Genomic DNA, 20980 nt, shown 5'->3' with positions numbered 1-20980 from the left:
TGAAGCACAGAAAATAACAAAATAACGCAACTTTGAATGCAGTGTCATTATTGTAACATTTAATATCATTTATGCAACGTTTGTTCCCAGGAGAAAGAGTACTTTTACCAACTATTTATACCCTGATCTACCTATACGTTATATTCAGTCTGCATCATCCCATCCACGAATTTAAAAGCGTTTCTATTGTGTCGATCAATTATTGTCCTATAAATGAAGTTATATTGATTAATATCACTACATTTGCGATTAACAATATATTAACTATCATCTTAAATAAACCTGCTATGAATGAAATACTAATTATTCAAAGTAAAATATACGAAATTCGGGGACATAAGGTAATGCTGGACTTTGATTTGGCAGAAATGTATGGTACAGAAACAAAGTACTTAAAGCGGTCTGTAAAAAGAAATATTGAAAGATTTGAAGGTGATGACTTCATGTTTGAACTAACCAAAGATGAACTTTCAAGGTGCATTTTTGGCACCTTGAATAATCAAAGAGGGCACAACTTCAAATATATGCCTTTTGCATTCACAGAGCTAGGCGTTGCAATGCTTAGCAGTGTACTTAATTCAAAGATGGCAATAGAGGTAAACAGAGGTATTATGAGGGCATTTGTTGCTGTTCGTCAATTAATAACTATACCTTCAGTTGATAGAATAGAGCAATTGGATAATCAAATGAAGGAACTCAAAGAATACATCGAAGAGGTATTTACCGATTACAATGATATTAATGAAGATACCCGGATACAATTGGATTTGATCAATAAAACATTAGCAGAATTACAGGTACAAAAGAAGCTATCGAGTAAACCACGTAACCCGGTAGGCTTTGTGAAGCCAAAGTAATTATGTTATTAACAAATATCTGTTTAATTCATAAACAAATACATCATGAAAGTCAAAAACTCTACAATCCCTGCGGACAGCCTGATAAACAAATACCTCCCGGCAAACTATTCGGATGCATTCGAGTGTGAGATAACGACGGAGAAGGAGATTACTGCGGATGATATTCTGATCTCGTTATGGACAGATATGCCGGATTGGGTAAACAAACTCTTCAAACTGCGTAATTTATTGGTAAAACCATTCGGCCTCCAAGCCGGAGAAAAGGAAAAGCCGGACATTGAAAGATGTATCCGGACAGGAGAAAAGACTCCTTTAGCCAACATCACCGACAAATCACCCAACGAAACCATTATGCAGTTGGACGACAAACACCTCTGTGCTTACCTCTCCATCCATATGGAAGATCTCGGAGAAAACCGCAAAAAGATTAGATGTATTACCGTCGTACATTTTCATTACTGGCTGGGATATGCCTACTTTTATGCCATATGCCCATTCCATTTCCTGGTAGTAAGAGGAATGTTGAAACATATACTGAGACCAAGCGCCTTAAAAACGAATAAATAGCAGATTTACAGCTTCTCTGATTGATATTTGAAAGCTTTTGACCGATTACTGCAACCCGGTCAGAGCTAATTTATGTTCTTTTGCCTACGAAAAAATGATTAAAATGTCGTACTCATTCAAGGGGTACCTTTCCTTTTTGAGTTTGACTAATTAAATCGACCTTGTCTAACGGTAAGGACATAAATGAAAAACTATATATCATGAGAAATGTATCTTTAATGTGTATCTTGTTTTCGTGGCTGCTTTGCGCTTGTAGCGGCCCTTCAAACTATTTTGAACCCGAAAAGCAGAATGCACTCCGCGCCCCCTCCTATCCGTTGGTAACGATCGACCCATACACAAGCGTATGGTCGTTTACCGATCAGTTGAATGAAGATGCTACCCGTCACTGGACAGGCAAAAAACACCCGTTGCTGGGCGTTGTCCGGGTAGACGGTAAACCGTACCGTTTTATGGGTGTGGAGGATCTGCCGCTTAAGGTCATCCTTCCCACAGCCACCAAAGAGAAATGGGAAGCCGCCTATACCGAAAAAGAACCGGCTGCCAACTGGATCAAGCCCGACTTCAACGATGCTTCTTGGACAAAAGGACAGGCAGCCTTCGGTACCCCCGACATGCCGGATCTGTCTACCCCCTGGAACAGCAAGGATATCTGGGTACGGAGAACATTCGACCTCACCGAAGATTACACGTCACAACCGCTATATCTCGAATATTCGCACGATGATATTTTTGAATTATATATTAATGGTATACAGGTGATCTCGACAGGCTATGTCTGGAAAAACAATGTGCTGTCCGAACTCCCCGCAGAAGTGAAAGCGACCCTGAAACCCGGAAAGAACATTATTGCCGCCCATTGCCACAACAAGACCGGAGGTGGTTATGTGGACTTCGGCCTGTACAGGAAGGAAGAGAACAAAACATTCTTCCAGGAAGCCGCCGTTCAGAAATCTGTTAACGTACTGCCGACCCAGACATTCTACACATTCGAATGCGGCCCGGTCGAACTGGATGTTATCTTCACTTCTCCTTTATTAATGGACGACCTGGACTTGATGACAAGACCGGTCAACTATATCTCTTACCAGGCCAAATCGCTGGACGGACAGAAACATGACGTACAGATCTATATGGAAGCCACCCCGCAACTGGCCGTCAACTCCGACAACCAGCGTGTATCCTTCGACCGGGAAGAGAAGAACAATATCACTTACCTGAAGACAGGAACCACCGAACAGCAGGTACTTGCCCGGAAAGGGGACGATGTACGTATCGACTGGGGATATTTCTACCTTGCAGCCGGCACGGATGCCAACACGACAATGACGATGGGCCCGTATCATGCCACCAAGCAGAACTTTGCCGTCAACGGTAAACTGCCCGTAAACACCAACCTTGAAGGACTCTCATCCGATATGCAGGAAGAGATGAGCGTGTTGGCCTACAGCCACGACCTGGGTAGCGTATCGTCGCCCGTCGGCAGCTTCCTGATGATCGGATACGACGACCTGTATGCTATCCAGTATTTCAACGACAACCGGATGGCCTACTGGAAACACAACGGGCAGAAGAATATCGGACAGGCTTTTGAAGAAGCGAACAACGACTATGCTTCCGTTATGAAACGCTGCCGCCAGTTCGATACGCAACTGATGAACGATGCGGACAAAGCCGGAGGTAAAGAGTATGCCGAACTGTGTGCAATCGCTTACCGCCAGGCAATTGCCGCCCATAAACTGGTAGAGGACAAAGACGGCAACCTGCTGTTCCTTTCCAAAGAGAACTTCAGCAACGGCTCTATCGGTACGGTCGATATTACTTATCCTTCGTCACCGCTGTTCCTGATCTATAACCCTGAATTGTTGAAAGGGATGATGAACCCTATTTTCCATTACAGCGAAAGCGGTATGTGGAACAAGCCGTTCGCAGCCCACGACGTGGGTACTTACCCGCAGGCTAACGGCCAGACTTACGGGGGCGACATGCCCGTGGAAGAAAGCGGTAACATGCTGATCCTGACAACCGCCATTGCCCTGCGCGAAGGGAATGCCGAATATGCGAAGAAGCATTGGGAAACACTGACTACCTGGGCAAACTACCTGCTAAAGGAAGGGCTCGATCCGGAGAACCAGCTTTGTACGGACGACTTCGCCGGACACTTTGCACACAATGCAAACCTCTCCATCAAAGCGATCATCGGTATAGCCGGATACGGTAAACTGGCCGATATGCTGGGCGATAAGGTGACTGCCGAAAAATATATTTCCGCCGCTAAAGAGATGGCGATGAAATGGTCGTCTATGGCCAATGCAAGCGATCATTACCGCCTGACTTTCGACCAGCCTGCCACCTGGAGCCAGAAGTATAACCTGGTATGGGACAAACTGTTCGGAATGGGTATCTTTCCACAGGAAATAGCAGGCAAGGAAATGGCTTACTACCTGACCAAGCAGAACACCTACGGCCTGCCGCTCGACAGCCGCAAGACATATACCAAATCGGACTGGATCATGTGGTCGGCCTGCCTTACAGACAATATGAATGATTTCAGCCAGCTGGTATCGCCCATATATAAATATGCGAACGAGACGACTACCCGTATGCCGTTATGCGACTGGCATGAAACGACGAATGCCAACTCGGTAGGTTTCCGTGCCCGTTCTGTTGTAGGCGGTTACTTTATGAAGATGCTTGAAAAACAAATGTATAAGGGAGCCCCTGCGGCGGCTCCTTCTTTGACCAATGCACCTGCCATGCAAAAAAGCGAACTATTTATGGAATTACCGGACGATTGCCCTACCCCCGACGGGATGGCAATCGCACCGAACGGTGACCTGATCCTGGCCTGCCCCAACTTTGCCGACCTGGCAAAACCGGCTTGCCTGATGAGGATCACCCAGGACGGAAAGATCAGCAAATGGCTGGATGTCCCGGTATTACCGGAGACAGGATGGGCTGCCCCGATGGGTATCACGTTCGATAATGAAGGAAACTTATTCATCTGTGACAACCAGGGATGGAGCGGCGCAGAGAAAGCCAGGAACAAGGGAAGATTGTTGTGTTTAAGGCTGAAAGATGGTAGGTTGGACGAAACCATTGTGGTCGCTTCAGGAATGGAGCACCCCAATGGGGTTCGTTTCCACAACGGCAAATTGTATGTGACGCAAAGCTCCCTGTCCACTATCCAGGATCCGTCGGGCTTACTGGTTAGCGGAGTGTATTGTTTCGACAAGAACGACAAGAACATAAAAGTGACCAATACGAAAGCGGATAAGAACCTCATCACCACCGTCATTACGAAGAACAAAGCTGTTCAGTACGGACTGGACGGCATCGTATTCGATAAAGAAGGTAATTTATATGTAGGTAACTTCGGCGACGGCACTATCCACCGGATCACATTCGACGGCACCGGCAAAGTTATCGGAAACGATATCTGGGCACAGGATCCTTCACAACTGCGCACCACCGACGGGATGTGCATCGACGACGACGGCAATATCTGGGTAGCCGACTTCTCCGAAAATGCCGTTGCCCGTATCGACAAGAACGGCCGCATACAACGTATCGCCCAGAGTCCCGACTGCGACGGCAGCGACGGAGGACTGGATCAGCCGGGCGAACCGATCGTATGGAACGGCCAGGTGATCGTCTCCTGCTTCGATATCGTAACAGGGCCGGACAAGGTAAACACCGGACACGACAAGCCTTTTACACTAGCTAAATTACAACTTAACTAATAGATTATAACCTGCTAACATCATGAAACACTACTTATCAACATTCGCCGGATCGGCCATATGCGGAGGCTTTGCCTTCGGTATCTGGCCGGAACTCTGGAAAACTTACGGACTGATGGGCGGCTGGCTGGCGGCCACGCTTATCATCGGGATTATGTGGTATATGAACCATTACAACGGAGCGATATTGAATCCGGAAGGAAAGATATGGCTGGATCAGGGATGGTGTATCGGCTCTGCCGGTATCGCCTGGGGGATCGTCCGTTTCCAGGGCGACTTCGGAGGCTTCTTCCTGGCTGCCCCTACCCTGGTTTGTTGTCTTATCGGAGGTGCCCTGGCCGGACTCACCATCTGGGTGATGCGTTCGTGCGGTAACCGCCTGTCTAAAGAAGAGGAGACTACGGTATGAGCGAGTGGTTACAGACTTACAATGAACTGTTCGGCATGTACAATGCCGGTATCATAACCAGTATATTCGGTTCGTTCGCCGTCACTTTCACGGTGATATTCTGCTGGCCTAAACTGGTCAGGGACTTCGGGGCAAAAGGTGGATTTATCGCCGCCGCATTGATCATCGGAACGTTCTGGCTGGTCAACCATAAATTGCCCGGTTTCGGTTTCTCCACCGGCCTGGCCACGGATGCAAACGGCTTGCCGATGCAGTTCAGCCTGATCCATCAAGGCGCGCGGGGCAGTGCACCGTGGGTAGATATGGGTTGGGCCATTGCTATGGGGTTTGTGGTGTGCGATACGCTCTGCGGCTCCAAAGGCAAAAGGTGGGGCTTATTGAAAGAGGCTTTCCCGCGCTGGGTGGTTATCATTGCCGGAGGGATCGCCGGAGGTATTCTGGTCGGGCTGACCGGATATACGAATGCTGCATTATAAATAATATTCTATAGACCATGTCAAAATACGTTATTGCACACGACTTAGGTACGAGTGGCAACAAGGCTACTTTGTTCGACGAAGAGGGCAAGCTCATTGCTTCCCATGTAGCCGCCTACCGTACCGATTACGCTGCCGGCAACCGGGCGGAACAGAATCCGGACGATTGGTGGAAAGCGATCGTTGAAACAACAAATGCTTTACTGCAAATCGTCTCGCCCGCCGATATCGCCGGGGTTGCCCTGAGCGGCCAGATGATGGGCTGCTTATGTATCGATAAAAAAGGGAATCCGCTTCACCCTCACCTGCTTTATTGCGACCAGCGTTCGCAGGAAGAAGAAGCCTTCCTGACGGAAAAGATCGATCCGCTTCATTTCTATGAAATAACAGGCCACCGCATCAGCGCTTCTTATTCCATAGAGAAACTGATGTGGATACGGAAACACCTGCCGGAAGTATTCGCTAATACCTATAAGATGCTCAACGCAAAGGATTACATCAACTTCCGTCTTTGCGGCACGATTGCCACCGATCCCTCGGATGCATCCGGTACGAATGCCTACGACCTGAACCGCTGGGCATGGAGCGAGGAGATCATCGACGCTGCCGGACTGGACATGTCGCTGTTTCCGGAAGTTCGTTCCTCTATCGACGTGATAGGCGAAGTAACGGAAGAGGCTTCGAAAGCGACCGGACTCCGTAAAGGCACCCCGGTGATCTGCGGAGGTGGCGACGGTAGCTGTGCCGGAGTAGGCGTAGGCTGTGTAGCCCCGGATACTTCCTACAATTACCTGGGTTCCTCTTCCTGGGTAGCCCTGACCGTGGAAAACCCCGTCGTAGACGAACAGCGGCGCACCATGAACTGGGCACACGTCGTCCCCGGAATGCTGCACCCGTCGGGAACCATGCAGACGGCAGGAGCTTCCTACAACTGGATGGTACAGCAACTCTGCCAGCTGGAACAGGAAGAAGCCAGGCTACGGAAAGGGAATGTATATGAACTCATCGACGAGCAGATACGGCAATCCCCGATAGGAGCCAACAAGCTGTTGTTTCTCCCCTACCTGATGGGCGAACGCTCGCCGCGTTGGAACGTGAATGCCAAAGGTGCCTTTATCGGCCTGACGGTAGGACATACGCACGGCGATATGCTCCGCTCGGTGATGGAAGGTATCACCCTCAACCTCGGACTGATCGTCAACATCTTCCGCAACCACGTCCCCGTTGAAAACATGACGGTGATAGGCGGCTGTGCCAAAAACCCGATCTGGCAACAGATGATGGCCGACATTTACCAGACGGAAATAAAGATACCGAACTACCTGGAGGAAGCCACCTCTATGGGCGCCGCTATCCTGGCCGGTATCGGAGCCGGCTTGTTCAAAGACTTCAGCGTGACCGACCGCTTTATCCATATCGATAAGAAGATCAGTCCCATCCCGGCCAACGTAGAGAAATACAAAGAATTAATTGCCGTTTTCGACCGGACGTACGATCACTTGAAAGAAGTGTACACCGACCTCTCGGAAGTAAACCTATAAGAATTGAATATGAAAGGACAAATGAAAAGCGTAATCGCAACAGCTCCCGGCGTAGTAGAGATCCGGGAAATAGATATACCCGTTATCACGCCTTACCAGGCTCTGGTAAAAACGGAAATGGTAGCCCTGTGCAATGCCACCGACAGCAAACTGATAGCCGGACATTTCCCCGGTGCAGACCAGTTCCCGATGGCTCTGGGACACGAGAACGTCGGTATAGTAGTCGAAGTAGGAGCCAAAGTACGCAACTTCAAGGTGGGCGACAGAGCCATCGGCGGACTGAATGCCACCTTTACAACACCGGGGCTGAACAGTGCCTGGGGTGGCTTCAGCGAATACGTCGTCGTAAACGACTTCGAAGTATTGCAGGAAGAAGGCTTGGCTACACCGGAGCAGGGTTGTTGGGACAGTTTCGAGATCCAGAATGCCGTACCTGCCGACATACAACCGGAAGAAGCGGTAATTGCCTGCACCTGGCGCGAAATAGTCGGTGCCTTCAAAGACTTCCGCCTTGAACCGGGAAAGAAGGTGATGGTATTCGGTGCGGGCCCTGTGGGACTGAGCTTCGTCAAGCTCGGCAAACTGTTCGGACTGGCGCAGGTGGATATCGTAGACATGCTTCCCGCCAAACTGGAACTGGCGAAACGGATGGGAGCCGACAACGGCTATACCCCGGCAGAGATCGCCACGCCCGAATTTATCGCCGCCGCCAACCGTTCGTACGATACGATCATCGACGCGGTAGGCCTTCCTTCCATCGTCAATTCGGCCTTGCCACTTATCAAGATGGCCGGCGACATCTGCGTATATGGAGTCATGACGAAGAACCCGACGATCGACCTCGACCAGGCACCTTACAACTTCAACCTCTTCATCCACCGCTGGCCAACCCGCTCGGAAGAGAAACGGGCCATGACCGCACTGGCCGGATGGATACGCGAAGGCCGCCTGTCAGCATCCGACTTCATCTCCCATCGCTTTAAAATAGAACAAATAAACGAGGCGCTCGAAGCCGTCAAACGTAACGAAGTAATAAAAACAGTATTAACATTCTAAACATCATTTATCATGAACGAAATAACAGCAAACTTATCAGCAGAACAACTGGCAGGAATGATCGACCATACTTTCCTGAAGCCTTTCGGCACGGCGGAAAACATCGAGAAGCTATGTGCCGAAGCACGGAAATACAATTTCGCAATGGTTGCCATCAACCCGGCAGAAGTAGAAACCTGCGTTAAGTTACTGGAAGGCTCACCTGTCCGCGTAGGGGCGGCTATCGGTTTCCCGTTAGGCCAGACAACCACCGAATGCAAGGCGTTCGAAACACGCGACGCCATCGAAAAAGGGGCTACGGAGATCGACACCGTGATCAATGTGCGTGCCCTGCAGAAAGGCCGCCTGGATATTGTAAAGAAAGAAATCGAAGATATGGTTGCCATCTGCAAGCCCGCCGGCGTGATCTGCAAGGTCATCCTGGAGACTTGCTATCTGTCGGATGCCGAAAAGGAAACGGTCTGCCGGATCGCCAAAGAGGCCGATGTGGATTTTGTAAAGACCTCGACCGGTTTCGGTACAGCCGGTGCAACGGTGGAAGACGTAGCACTGATGCGCCGCGTGGTCGGCCCGGAGATCGGCGTGAAAGCAGCAGGCGGCATCCGCGACCTGGATACGGCTTTAGCCATGATCAAGGCAGGTGCCACCCGCATCGGTACGTCCAGCGGAGTCTCTATTGTAGAAGCGTATAAAGTTTCACTAGGTTGAAACAAAAGTTTCTTCGGCATGAAACAAATGTTTCACCTAAGAGAAACAATAGTTTCATGCCGAAGAAACTAATTGAAACATACCAAGCTGTTTCAATTATTCCGTAAAGCGGATCATTAAGAAAGAAGGGAGTAGAATGAATAACTTACACAAAATAGGAATGGGACTTATATGCCTTGTCCTGGCCGCCTGCCAGAACGAGGAAAAAGTGTATAAGGATCATCAACCTGTCGACAAACAGGAATTTATAACAGATATACAAGACCGATTTAATAAGATAAAGGCAACCGAAGGGATTGTCTCGAAAGACAGTACGGCTTCCCTCATCCGGGAAGCGCATCTGCATCTATATCACCACTATCCGGTTTACTACGACTGGTGGCTACAGGACGGAAGCGATATCAAATGGTTCGACCGGTCACTGCCCGAACAGATCAGCGAACGCCTTCACAAATTGCAGCAGGAAACAAAAGTAACCGACACGCCCGAAAGCATCACACAGGCTATCTCCTCTTACCTAGACGCCTGCCAGGCACGAAGGGAACAACGGTTGGCTTCCTTTGTAAAAAGCACGCCCGAAGTGGTGTTTACAAAGTTCCGTACCTTACGCCCGTCTTTCTTCGCCTATACGGAAGGTTTGTCGGATGCCCGCGCAGAATGCAATTTCTTTGCAGGAGGTGAGTTGGCTTACTTCAAAATGGAGGGTATCTGGGCGAAGGAGGAGACTTTATTGAAAGATACAGCCGGCGTTTTCCGTGATCCGGATGTACATTTCGACGGCAAACATGTCCTTTTCTCCTGGAAGAAATCCCAAAAGGAGGATGACTTCCATCTATATGAAATGGAAATGCCATCCCGGAAACTAAAACAGATCACTTCCGGACTGGGATTTGCAGATATAGAACCCATCTACCTGCCGGACGAAAATATCATGTTCAACTCCACCCGCAACGGTAGCTCGGTGGATTGCTGGACAGTGGAAGTCAGCAACCTGTATCTTTGCGACCGCGAAGGGCGTTATATGCGGCAGGTCGGTTTCGACCAGGTGCATACGTCCAACCCGACACTGCTCGATGACGGCCGCGTGGTCTATACCCGCTGGGAATACAACGACCGTGGACAGGTATTCACGCAACCGCTCTGCCAAATGAACCCGGACGGTACCGGACAAGCGGAGTATTACGGAGGAAACAGCTTCTTCCCGACCACCGTCACCCATACCCGCCAGATACCCGAAACGCGTAAGGTGATGGCGACGATCCTCGGACACCATACGCCGCAGCACGGTAAACTATGTATCATCGACCCGGAGGCAGGACGCGACGAGAACGAAGGCGTTATGCTGGTCGCTCCGCTTCACCGGCCGGAAGCCGTCAAAGTAGATACCTACGGACAGTTCGGCGACCAGTTCCAACATCCTTACCCGCTCAATGAGAATGAGTTCCTGATCTCCTATACCCCGCTCGGTTACCATGTAGGCCACCCGATGGAGTTCGGTATCTACTGGATGACACCGTCCGGCGAACGTGAACTGTTGGTTTCGGATGCAAGCATCTCCTGTAATCAGCCGGTCTTGCTGGCCGAACGCGAACGTCCTTTCGAACGTGTAAACAATGTGGACTATACGAAAGAGGAAGGCGTTTACTATATGCAAAACATCTACGAAGGAAACGGCCTGAAAGGTGTCGAGCCGGGAACAATCAAGAAACTGCGTATTGTAGAGCCGATCTACCGCGTGGCCAGTATCGGTGCCGCTTTCGGTTCTGATGCCGGGGGCGGAGGACATGCCTTCTCACCGGTAGGTGTGGGAAACGCCAGCTGGGACGTAAAGCGGATACTCGGCACGGTCGACGTACAGCCGGACGGTTCGGCCTTCTTCAAAGTGCCTTGCCGCACTCCGTTGTATTTCCAGGCGTTGGATGAGAATAACCGGGTGGTGCAGACCATGCGTAGCTGGTCGACCTTGCAACCGGGTGAAACACAGAGCTGCGTAGGATGCCATGAGCATAAGAACACGGTTCCGGTGGCTTCGCATCCGGTTTCGATAGCAATGAATACAGGTATCCAGAAGATCGAGCCGGAAGGTATCGGCGACCGCTCCTTCAGCTATATCAAAGAGGTGCAGCCTATCTGGGATGCACATTGTATCTCCTGTCACGACGGTGTAAAAAGCAAACTGAGCCTGAAAGGTGAACTGAAAGTGGTAGACCAGCAGACCAAGCGCAAGTTCTCGGACTCTTATCTCAACCTGACCCATGCCCGCCGTATGACCGAAGGTAACGACTCCTGGCAAGGAGACGCCCATCACCCGGAAGTGAACTGGATCAGCAACCTGTCCGAACCAACCTTGCTTGCCCCCTATTTTGCCGGTTCCAATACAAGCAACCTGATCAAAAGGCTTGAGAACGGGCACGGCGGATGCCGGCTAAGCAAGGAAGAAATGGAAACGATCGCGCTCTGGATCGACCTCTGCGTTCCTTTCATCGGCGATTACCGGGAAGCGAACAACTGGACACAGGAGGAAAAGGATTACTATACTTATTATGAGAAGAAGCGGGAGACATCCCGTGCTGCCGAGAAAGAGAATATCCGTCAGTATCTCCAATCGTTAAAAGCAAAGAAGTAATGATCATGAAAATAAACTGGACTTATATAGCCTGTCTCTCTTTAGCCTTCCTTGCCGGATGTAACGGGCAGGAAGTTTTTGCTCCGGATCATATCTGGAGTAACGGGGAGAGCGGTAATCTCCTGGTGACGAACCGGGATAAAAAGGAAGTATGCCTTATCGATGCCAATTTCAACAAGACCGGGATAAAGGCGGCATTACCCTCCCCGGCAAACGACCTGGTACAAACACCCGACCGGCATATCTGGGTGGTTTGCGACGGTGCCGGCGGTTCCCTCTGCGAGTTGGACGGGAAAGACCTGTCCGTCCTGTCAGAGACCAAGCTGGGGCATACACCTTCTGCCGTACTGTTCAACCCGCAAACGGGTTCTTTATGGACAACCCAACGTTTTAACAACGAGTTGTGGGAAGTGTCTCTCGAGACAAAAGAAGTTACGAACCGGATCACCGTCGGCCGCGAGCCGGTGGATATGGTGGCTTTTGCCAACGATAGCTTATTGCTCGTCGCCAACAACCTGCCGGAAATGTCTTCACTCGCCTATCCGATTGCCTGCCAGTTGGATATCGTGGATGTAAACAGTAAAAAGGTGGTAAAGCGATTACAATTACCCAACGGCTCGACGGATGTCAAGGCACTGGCTACCGACAGCAAGGGCGATTATGCCTATGCCGTTCACTTACTGGCGCGTTACCAGCTTCCTACCAACCAGGTAGACAGGGGATGGATGAGTACCAACGTGCTGTCCGTTATCAACCTGCATTCACAGGAAGTGGAGAATACGGTTCTGCTGGATACGCCGCAGAAAGGTGCATCCAATCCCTGGAATGTCGTTGTCTCACCGGACGACAGTAAGATATGGATTTCACTTTCCGGCACACACGAACTGGCTTCGGTGGATAGAATATCGCTGCACGACCGCCTGGCACGTGTCAAAGCCGGGGAGAAAGTGACTCCTTCGACCAAAGATGCTACCCATGTACAGGATGATGCAGGCTTCTTATATGGCATCCGCAACTTTTACAAGACAAAAGGCAAAGGCCCCCGCGCCTTGTATGTCACTCCGGAGAAAGTATATACGGCTAATTATTATACCGGAGAAATGGTCGCCTTCAACGGCAACGGCAAAGAAATGACCGCTGCTGTATTAGGCAGTCCGCTCGCTTCCACTCAGAAAGGGAAAGGGGATATGTATTTCCATGATGCAAGCATCGGTTTCCAGGAATGGCAGAGCTGTGCCAGTTGCCACCCGAACGATGCACGTATGGACGGATTGAACTGGGATCTGATGAATGACGGGATGGGGAATCCGAAGAATACCAAGACATTGGTTTTATCGCATCAAACTCCCCCTTGTATGATCTCCGGAATCCGTAAAGATGCGGAGACGGCGGTTATCTCTGGTATCAAGTATATCTTATTTGCAGCCAATACAGAGGAGATTGCTCCGGCCATCGATACATATCTGAAGTCGTTATCCCCTGTACCAAGCCCTTACCTGGTGAACGGGAACTTATCGGAAGCCGCCCAACGAGGAAAGGAACACTTTGAGAAAGATTGCGCCTCCTGCCATGCCGGTACTTATTATACGGATATGAAGCAATACAAGGTCAGTTGGACAAACGGAGCGGACAAGAATACAAAAATGGATGTCCCCGCCCTGAATGAAGTCTGGCGAACCGCTCCTTACCTGTATGACGGACGCAGTTACACGATGCAGGAGATGCTGAAAGTTCACGGCCCCGTTGAAGCGCTGACGGAGAACGAACTGAATGACCTCGCAGAATATGTATTATCTCTATAAATAAGAATCATGAAATATTTCGCTTATATATTTGTGTTTTCCTGCATGCATTGCCTGAGCGTACTGGCACAATGCGGGAACTTTGCCGGAGCCGATTATTCCCAGGGGATCGTTTTCATCATGGAAAACAACAAGATCGTCTGGCAGCATGAGGCTCCGGAATCGAATGATCTTTGGGTGCTTCCAAACGGCAACTTACTGTTCTCGATAGGCAAAGGCGTATTGGAAGTGACCCGTCAAAATGATACCGTTTTTCATTACGCCTCAGCAAGTCCAGTCTTTGCCTGCCAGCGTCTGAAAAACGGCAATACGTTTATCGGTGAGTGTAATGCAGGCCGCCTGCTGGAAGTCTCCCCCGCAGGGAAGATCGTCAGCGAGGTTTGCATCCTTCCGGAAGGCGTTACCGACGGCTCGTTCGCTTTTATGCGCAACGCCCGCAAACTGGACAACGGACATTATCTGGTAGCGCATTACGGCGATGAGTATGTAAAAGAATACAATTCAAAGGGTAAAGTCGTCTGGCAGGTACAGGTACCGGGCGGCCCCCACTCAGTGATCCGTCTACCTAACGGGCATACGCTGGTAGCCGTAGCCGACAAGACGCAGAATCCCCGTATCATAGAACTGGATAAGAAAGGGGATACCGTATGGGAGATCTCCAACAAGGATATTCCGGGAGAACCGCTGAAGTTCCTGGGGGGTATGCAGTATTTCCCCGATGGACGCTTACTTTTCACTAACTGGGTCGGACACGTAAATCCGGAGAAACGGGATCATCTGTTCCTGGTAGACCGGGACAAGAACATCCTTTGCACATTAAAGGACTTTGAAGGGATACAAACCATGTCGTCCGTATTCAGCACGGACAACAACGGCAAGTCTTATCATTAAACGATTTATTCAACGATGCATAGTAAACCTGTTATTACCCCGAAGCAACGCATCAACTCCATAGATGCGTTGCGTGGCTTTGCCCTGATAGGGATCATGTTACTCCATTGTATGGAGCGTTTCGACCTGACGTATGTTCCGGTAGTGGAATCGCCTTTCTGGCAAGCAGTCGATACGTTTGTTTTCGACTCGATGTCGTTTTTATTTGCCGGGAAGTCGTATGCGATCTTCTCGCTTCTCTTCGGCCTGAGTTTCTTTATGCAGATGGACTCGCAGGCAGCCAAAGGATATGATTTCCGCGGACGTTTTTTATGGCGTCTGACGTTATTACTCGTATTCGGATATATCAACGGTTTGGTTTACCTGGGTGAATTCTTTGCCGTGTATGCCATCCTGGGTGTTTTCCTGATACCGTTATATAAGGTTCCGTCGAAATGGCTGGTCGTTTTATGTGTCCTGTTATTCTTACAGATACCGGCTGTTATCAGTTTCATTTCTCTGCTGGAAAACAATGTGCCTAATCAGCCTACGGCTGCCGTTGTCTATATGAACCATCTGTATGATCTCTGTGCCCAACGGTTTACAGACTGTACTTTTGGGGGAGTAATAGAGTTCAACCTATGGAAAGGACAGTTGGCCAAGCTCCTGTGGGTATTCAATAATTATCGCTATTTACAGCTGTTCGGTTTGTTCATTACCGGTATGCTGATCGGACGCATGGGTATTCATAAGAGTGAGGAAAAGATGGTTAAGTATAGCCGGATGGTATTGCCTTACAGCATTGTATGGTTCATTGCTTTTTATGCGATCGTATTATTACTCCCCGTCCTCGGGGTGGAAGGTTTTGCCCTTTCTGTCGGAAAGACCTTGTTTAAGACGTATGCCAATTTAGGTATGATGATGATTTATATCTGTGGTTTTACCTTGCTGTATTATCGTTATAACGGACGTAATGTGATGGACAGGATCGCTCCGGTCGGTCGTATGAGCGTGACGAATTATATGGCTCAATCGATGGTGGGAGTTACTTTGTTCTATGGTTTCGGTGCTAACCTGGCGGTAGAGTTCAACTACCTGCAAAGTTTACTGGTCGGCATTGTTTTCTGCTTTATCCAGATCGGTTACAGCAATTGGTGGATGAAACGTTTTTACTACGGCCCGATAGAATGGCTCTGGCGCACGCTGACCTGGTTTGCCAAGGTACCTTTGCGACGGAAATAATAAAGAAAGGTAGCACTATAGACTCAGGTACTTCAACACTATTGTCTTATACCTATCAGCACTATAGTGCTACCTTCACTCACACAGGCTGACTGCTTATTTTTGCCGTGTGCTTTCTATCACTTCCCGGTTGATTTGTTCAACCTTCTCCAGATCCATCTTCTCGACCCAACGGTCGTATGTGACCAGCCCGTTTATCTCGTGCTCCACATCCGTTGTCTGTGTGTAGATAGCCGTACTCAAGCCGAAATACCGGATCATCTGTTCCAGTTCGTTGAGCATGAGTATATAGGTGTCGGTTAAGGTTTCTTTATTCAACATCATTTCATAGGCATCATTGCGAACAGGCCATAAATGGTTTCTGACAAACAGCCCCTTACCTCCGAACTCTCCGAGAGACGCTGCCCTTTTTTCATCCGGACAGGGCATTGCCTTCGGTTCTATTTTGCCATAATGGTGCATATCGACAAAATCGCCATTCCCCGGATCGCCATAGGCCGGGCGGTAACCCGGCGCGTAGTTGTAACCGGACAGGCCATTGACCAAGCGGCTGGGATCATACTTTTTCACCCAGTCTGTTATATCCGTTACCTCGAAAGCGCCCCAGTTTTCATTAAAAGGAACCCACATCACAATAGAGGGAGAGCTGATATGCTGGTCGATCATCACTTTCAATTCGTCACGGAACTGCCGGCGTACAGCAACGGAGTCTGCCCCGTCCGGTTCCCACAGGTTAGGCATGTCCTGCCAGACCAGCAGACCTAAACGGTCGCAATGATAATACCAACGCTGGGGTTCTACCTTTATATGTTTACGGATCACATTGAAACCGGCCCGTTTAGCCAACTCGATATCGTACAGCAACGCTTCATCCGTCGGTGCCGTAAAAATACCATCCGGCCAGTAGCCCTGATCCAAAAGGCCTATCTGGAATACAAACTTGCCGTTCAACAAGGGACGGTTGATCCCATCCACCTTTCCCAAAGAAACGGAGCGCATACCGAAATAGGAATCCACTTCATCTACTACTTTGCCTCCTGGATTCTTCAACTGCAACTTCAAATCGTATAAGAACGGATCTTCAGGACTCCACAGGTGAGGGTTCCGGATAGGCAAATAAAACTTGTTGTTCGCCGTCCCTTCCGATTTGGCAACTTCGGTAGTTCCATCTTTGGCGATAGCGGCCACTTTAAATCCGGCGTCTTCTGTCAAAACTGTAACCTCCAAGCGGTTATTTGTCAGATCCGGGATCAGTTTGATCCGGGAGATGAATTGTTTTTCCACCGGTTCCATCCAGACAGTCTGCCAGATACCGGAAGTAAAGGTATAATCGCCACGCGGGCCGTTCTTACCGGATGCCGCCTTTCCATCGTTGGGATCATAAGCTCCGACAACCAGCGAGTTCTCCCCGGACTTCAGGTAGTCGGTGATATCAAAAGTAAAAGCCTCGTAGCCTCCCGTATGTGCTCCTACTTTCTTGCCATTTACAAAAATGGTCGCAATACGGTCTACTGCTCCGAAATGTAACAAGACATTTTTACCTTTCCACGTTTTAGGAATAGTAAAACTTCGGCGATACCACAAACAAGTATCCCCTTTGCGGGCGATACCGGACAACTCCGCTTCAGGCGGAAAAGGTACCCGTATCTGCTCCGGTTTCGCTGGAAATGCCGGGACAGTAGTTGCCGATACCGGATCTTGCAACTCTTTCCCTCCCATATAATCCCACATGCCGTTCAAATTCTGCCAATCCGCCCTCACCATCTGCGGCCGCGGATACTCCGGCAGAGGAACAGACGCCTCCAATGCCTTATCAGTCCAAGGGGTCGGTAAGGTAAACTTTTCCGAACGCTGAGCCTTCATTTCAAATGCTCCTCCCAAGAAGAGACTGAAGGCCAAACTAAGAAACACAACTTTTTTCATGATATAACTATTTAATATTTGATTTTTAAGCATAACCATTTAGGGGATACCCTCCTTTTTTGAGTCTAAATATATGATAACTTTATTGTTTAACCCATAATTTTATTAAGTTATGAAACAAATTACAATGTTTGCATGTCTAAGTCTATTATCACTCGGACTAAGTTCTTTTACTGAAAAAGAGCACAAAACAGAAAATGTAAAAACAGAAACTGTTGCTTCAACACCAACACTTGTACAAACTTGTGGGAATCGTCTTTCAAGCGATGTCATTTACATCGATCAAAGCGGTTCAAACCTTTTTTTCACAAAAGGAGCAGGCTCTAGTTTTCGTATTGATTGGCAATGGGATCAAGGTGGTGGTGCAAAATATTATCCCAAAGGGACAACACAAGTTTCTATTCTAGGAGACAGATTCAGAATCAGCGTTCCGGGAGAAAGTGGCCCGAATGTTCAAACCTATTGCTTTACTATAGAACGATAATTCTGTATCACTATTATTAAACATCTTCATTGTTTTCTAGTAAAAAGAGCTACCCTGTGATGGGTAGCTCTTTCTTTATAAAGATCTCCTTATTTATAAACTCAATTCAAAAACGTTGGAATAAATATATTGGCTTGCTCCATTAGCTTTCACACCAATACGGCCGTATATTTTCCCGGAACGCTTTTTCGCTGTTTCTATTGAAGACAATACATTTCCATCCGTAATCGTTACAGAATAAGACTTACCCGCTCCTGGAGTCTTATCTTCAAAAGAATATCGGGCAAAGTTTGAATCCTCATCTACAAAATTGGTTGTACTTAAAAATACTTCAGCAACAGAAACTTCTGCATCTTCAATTATTCTTTCAATATCACAAGTTGCACTTATTGTTGAGCCAGACAGAGATACATTTGCATTTTTAACTAAGAAATAAGGAGTTACAAAAAGCTCTATAGTCTGAGTTCCGCTCAAATTAAAATCAACGGTATCCTTTTTTGCTTCAGATATCTGAACAGTTTTCCAAGGCCCATTACCACTATTCAGGATAATATGATATTCACCATCGAACAGAATCGCCTCAAACTTGGCATCCTGATCTAAATAAACTTCTATAGCATTTGATAATGCATATCCATACTGATAAATAGAAGCCTTGATAGAACTAGCCGTTCCTTTTACGTGGAGCTCATGTTTTTCACCAGAAGCATCTTTATAAAAAACTTGTCCATACAATTTCGACTCCGGAGCCTCATAATTATCCAAACCACAACTGAACAAAGACACCGAAAATAAACCGAATACGATATATTTAATTAACTGTTTCATATGCTATTAATTTTGATATGGATTCTTTACTAATTTGGGATTATTATTCAGCCAGCTATTATCAAAGAAATTATAATAATTTCTCATTTGGAAATATCTTGGATACTTCACCATATAAGCACGCTCTTCGTCGAAAATCCATTTACCATCATTCGGATCACCAGGTGCATCCACTTTATAAGGATATAATGCATAAGGAACAGCAGAGCGGGTATTTTCATTATTATCCCAAAGCTTATCTGCAATTCTCCAACGCTTAGCATCCCACCAACGATGATTCTCAAATGCCAGTTCCACTCTTCTTTCCTGTATAATGTTATCCAAAGTTACAGATCCGCTTAATAATGAAATGCCAGCTCTTTCACGAATCGCATTTATATATGTCAAAGCATTTGCCTGGTCTCCCAATTCCATTGCAGCTTCCGATGCAATCAAATAAACTTCTCCCATACGAAAACGCGGGAACCACATTTCAGAACCTTTTCCACGCAACGTAGCACCAATCGTTTCATCCATAAACTTCTTCAGGAAGAAACCGGTTTTATTGATATACTGTTGTTCTCCGGCTGTAACAGGTCCATTTACAGATGTGATCAACAAACCACTTCCGGTCTTTTCAGTACCAGGATTTCCGGTTTTGAAATTCCATTCACCATTACTTCCCTTCTGCATTAATCCTGTTTGCAGCGTCACCTCCGTATCACGGAAAGAACCTCCCGGCACTATTACTGTTGCAAATAAACGTGGATCCTTGTTCTCAAATAAATCCAAAGGTTTTTCATAATAAATGTAATTACCCTTATCATCCGTCAGTTTTAAAGAACCATCCGAATTGTTTATATACTCGAAATCTTCCACCAAATTCAAGATCACTCCCAGATAACCACGGTCTACATCTTCTGCATGAGAAGGCGGTACATTTTCTCTCGTAAATCCGATATAGTTGTCCGGCCCTACATAATCACGTGCCCAAATAACCTCCACATTATTATCCTTTAAGGATGTTGCAGCATAAAAGTTTTCTGTTTTATCAGAAGAAGTCTGCTGTAACTGGAAAGGAGACTGCTTTATAATTATTTCAGCTGTTTCAAAAGCAGTTTTATAATAATCACTAGCTTTTGAAGCCGGAATCCCAACTTCTCCGTTTGCTGTTTGAATAGGAGAAGATAATCCACTATTATATTTAGCAATAGAGCCTGCATATAATGCAGCACGCGATTTCAACGCTAATGCCGCCCATTTGGTAGCGCGAGCGGAATTCTTCGTAGCCTCTGTCGGTAACATCTCTGCTATTGCCGAGCATTCAGAGATTATATAGTCATAGGTTTCAACTTCACTGGAACGAGCGTATTGCAGTGAAGTTACATCCATTCCTGAACTATATTCAAATACCTCATCACCCACAATAGGAACTCCCCCTAAACCTTTACACATGGTAAAATAAGTGTATGCACGCAAAAAGCGAACCTCACCCTCATAGCGGTTACGGGTTTCATCATCCAATTCTACATTCTTCAGGCTGATAAGGAACTGATTAAAATTACGGATCAGCTCATAATCATATACCCGCCACCAATCGTCACCGAAAGTACGATGTTCACTGGCTCCTCCATCACATCTGATTGCTTCATCCAAATACTGATAATCACCGGAAGAGGATGTTCTTTCTCCCCATTCCAAACGACCATAGTAGTTAGCCAGAACTGATTTTACCATTGACTCATCACTAAAGACCAATTCATCTGAAACGATAGAATCCGGATCACGATCTAAAAAGTCAGAACAAGAACTTCCTGCCAGCATTAAAGCTATAACTGCTGAATAAATATATTTTCGCTTCATACT

The 20980-nt window shown here is 47.7% G+C and carries 16 protein-coding genes and 1 pseudogene; 14 read left to right on the top strand and 3 right to left on the bottom strand.

Annotated features, from left to right (window positions below; genetic code table 11):
- Positions 1-287: 287 nt before the first annotated feature.
- From HMPREF1536_RS15800 to HMPREF1536_RS15745, 13 genes and pseudogenes are all read left to right on the top strand, one after another.
- A complete protein-coding gene (locus HMPREF1536_RS15800; protein WP_028726211.1) occupies positions 288-857 on the top strand; it encodes an ORF6N domain-containing protein in 570 nt (189 codons plus the stop codon).
- 45 nt (positions 858-902) lie between these two features.
- The gene (locus HMPREF1536_RS15795; RefSeq protein WP_028726210.1) at positions 903-1427 is read left to right on the top strand and encodes a DUF2867 domain-containing protein; all 525 of its coding nucleotides are present in this window, start codon (positions 903-905) and stop codon (positions 1425-1427) included.
- A 200-nt stretch (positions 1428-1627) separates the two neighbouring features.
- Positions 1628-4141 (top strand): annotated as a pseudogene (locus tag HMPREF1536_RS15790) (glutaminase domain-containing protein); the annotation flags it as partial.
- Positions 4133-5170, top strand: a complete 1038-nt coding sequence (locus HMPREF1536_RS28440; RefSeq protein WP_199884263.1) for an SMP-30/gluconolactonase/LRE family protein — start codon at positions 4133-4135, stop codon at positions 5168-5170. The pseudogene HMPREF1536_RS15790 and the gene HMPREF1536_RS28440, both read left to right, overlap by 9 nt.
- 22 nt (positions 5171-5192) lie before the next feature.
- Entirely contained in the window at positions 5193-5579 is a 387-nt protein-coding gene (locus HMPREF1536_RS15785) for a Lin0368 family putative glycerol transporter subunit (protein WP_028726209.1), read from the top strand.
- Positions 5576-6055 (top strand): Lin0368 family putative glycerol transporter subunit, encoded by a 480-nt coding sequence (locus tag HMPREF1536_RS15780; protein WP_028726208.1) that lies wholly within the window; start codon positions 5576-5578, stop codon positions 6053-6055. Before HMPREF1536_RS15785 ends, HMPREF1536_RS15780 begins: the two co-directional genes overlap by 4 nt.
- A gap of 17 nt (positions 6056-6072) precedes the next feature.
- Entirely contained in the window at positions 6073-7596 is a 1524-nt protein-coding gene (gene xylB / locus HMPREF1536_RS15775; RefSeq protein ID WP_028726207.1) for a xylulokinase, read from the top strand.
- A 21-nt stretch (positions 7597-7617) separates the two neighbouring features.
- Entirely contained in the window at positions 7618-8652 is a 1035-nt protein-coding gene (locus HMPREF1536_RS15770; RefSeq protein ID WP_028726206.1) for a zinc-dependent alcohol dehydrogenase, read from the top strand.
- A 12-nt stretch (positions 8653-8664) separates the two neighbouring features.
- Complete coding sequence (deoC, locus tag HMPREF1536_RS15765) at positions 8665-9360, top strand: deoxyribose-phosphate aldolase (protein ID WP_028726205.1); 696 nt, start codon at positions 8665-8667, stop codon at positions 9358-9360.
- A 136-nt stretch (positions 9361-9496) separates the two neighbouring features.
- The gene (locus HMPREF1536_RS15760) at positions 9497-11986 is read left to right on the top strand and encodes an HzsA-related protein (protein WP_028726204.1); all 2490 of its coding nucleotides are present in this window, start codon (positions 9497-9499) and stop codon (positions 11984-11986) included.
- Positions 11986-13788, top strand: coding sequence for a c-type cytochrome (locus HMPREF1536_RS15755; RefSeq protein ID WP_028726203.1), 1803 nt, complete (start codon positions 11986-11988; stop codon positions 13786-13788). Before HMPREF1536_RS15760 ends, HMPREF1536_RS15755 begins: the two co-directional genes overlap by 1 nt.
- 9 nt (positions 13789-13797) lie before the next feature.
- Positions 13798-14679, top strand: coding sequence for an aryl-sulfate sulfotransferase (locus tag HMPREF1536_RS15750; RefSeq protein WP_044191304.1), 882 nt, complete (start codon positions 13798-13800; stop codon positions 14677-14679).
- Positions 14680-14694: 15 nt separating this feature from the next.
- On the top strand, positions 14695-15900 hold the full coding sequence (locus HMPREF1536_RS15745; protein WP_028726201.1) for a DUF418 domain-containing protein: 1206 nt from the start codon (positions 14695-14697) through the stop codon (positions 15898-15900).
- Positions 15901-15996: 96 nt separating this feature from the next.
- On the opposite strand, the gene HMPREF1536_RS15740 is transcribed toward HMPREF1536_RS15745, so the two are convergent.
- Complete coding sequence (locus HMPREF1536_RS15740) at positions 15997-17823, bottom strand: glycoside hydrolase family 2 protein (protein ID WP_028726200.1); 1827 nt, start codon at positions 17821-17823, stop codon at positions 15997-15999.
- Between the two features lie 112 nt (positions 17824-17935).
- Here HMPREF1536_RS15740 and HMPREF1536_RS27675 point away from each other — a divergent pair, with 112 nt between their 5' ends.
- Positions 17936-18307, top strand: a complete 372-nt coding sequence (locus HMPREF1536_RS27675) for a hypothetical protein (RefSeq protein WP_147337515.1) — start codon at positions 17936-17938, stop codon at positions 18305-18307.
- A gap of 93 nt (positions 18308-18400) precedes the next feature.
- On the opposite strand, the gene HMPREF1536_RS15730 is transcribed toward HMPREF1536_RS27675, so the two are convergent.
- Together HMPREF1536_RS15730 and HMPREF1536_RS15725 are read right to left on the bottom strand one after the other, a co-directional pair.
- Positions 18401-19135 (bottom strand): DUF3823 domain-containing protein, encoded by a 735-nt coding sequence (locus HMPREF1536_RS15730; protein WP_028726198.1) that lies wholly within the window; start codon positions 19133-19135, stop codon positions 18401-18403.
- 6 nt (positions 19136-19141) lie between these two features.
- Positions 19142-20977 (bottom strand): RagB/SusD family nutrient uptake outer membrane protein, encoded by a 1836-nt coding sequence (locus tag HMPREF1536_RS15725; RefSeq protein WP_028726197.1) that lies wholly within the window; start codon positions 20975-20977, stop codon positions 19142-19144.
- Between the last annotated feature and the right edge of the window lie 3 nt (positions 20978-20980).

The sequence above is a fragment of the Parabacteroides gordonii MS-1 = DSM 23371 genome (assembly GCF_000969825.1).
In the GTDB taxonomy this organism is placed as follows: domain Bacteria; phylum Bacteroidota; class Bacteroidia; order Bacteroidales; family Tannerellaceae; genus Parabacteroides; species Parabacteroides gordonii.
The sequence above is the reverse complement of the archived record's forward strand: the minus strand, read 5'-3'. Positions and strand labels throughout refer to the sequence as shown.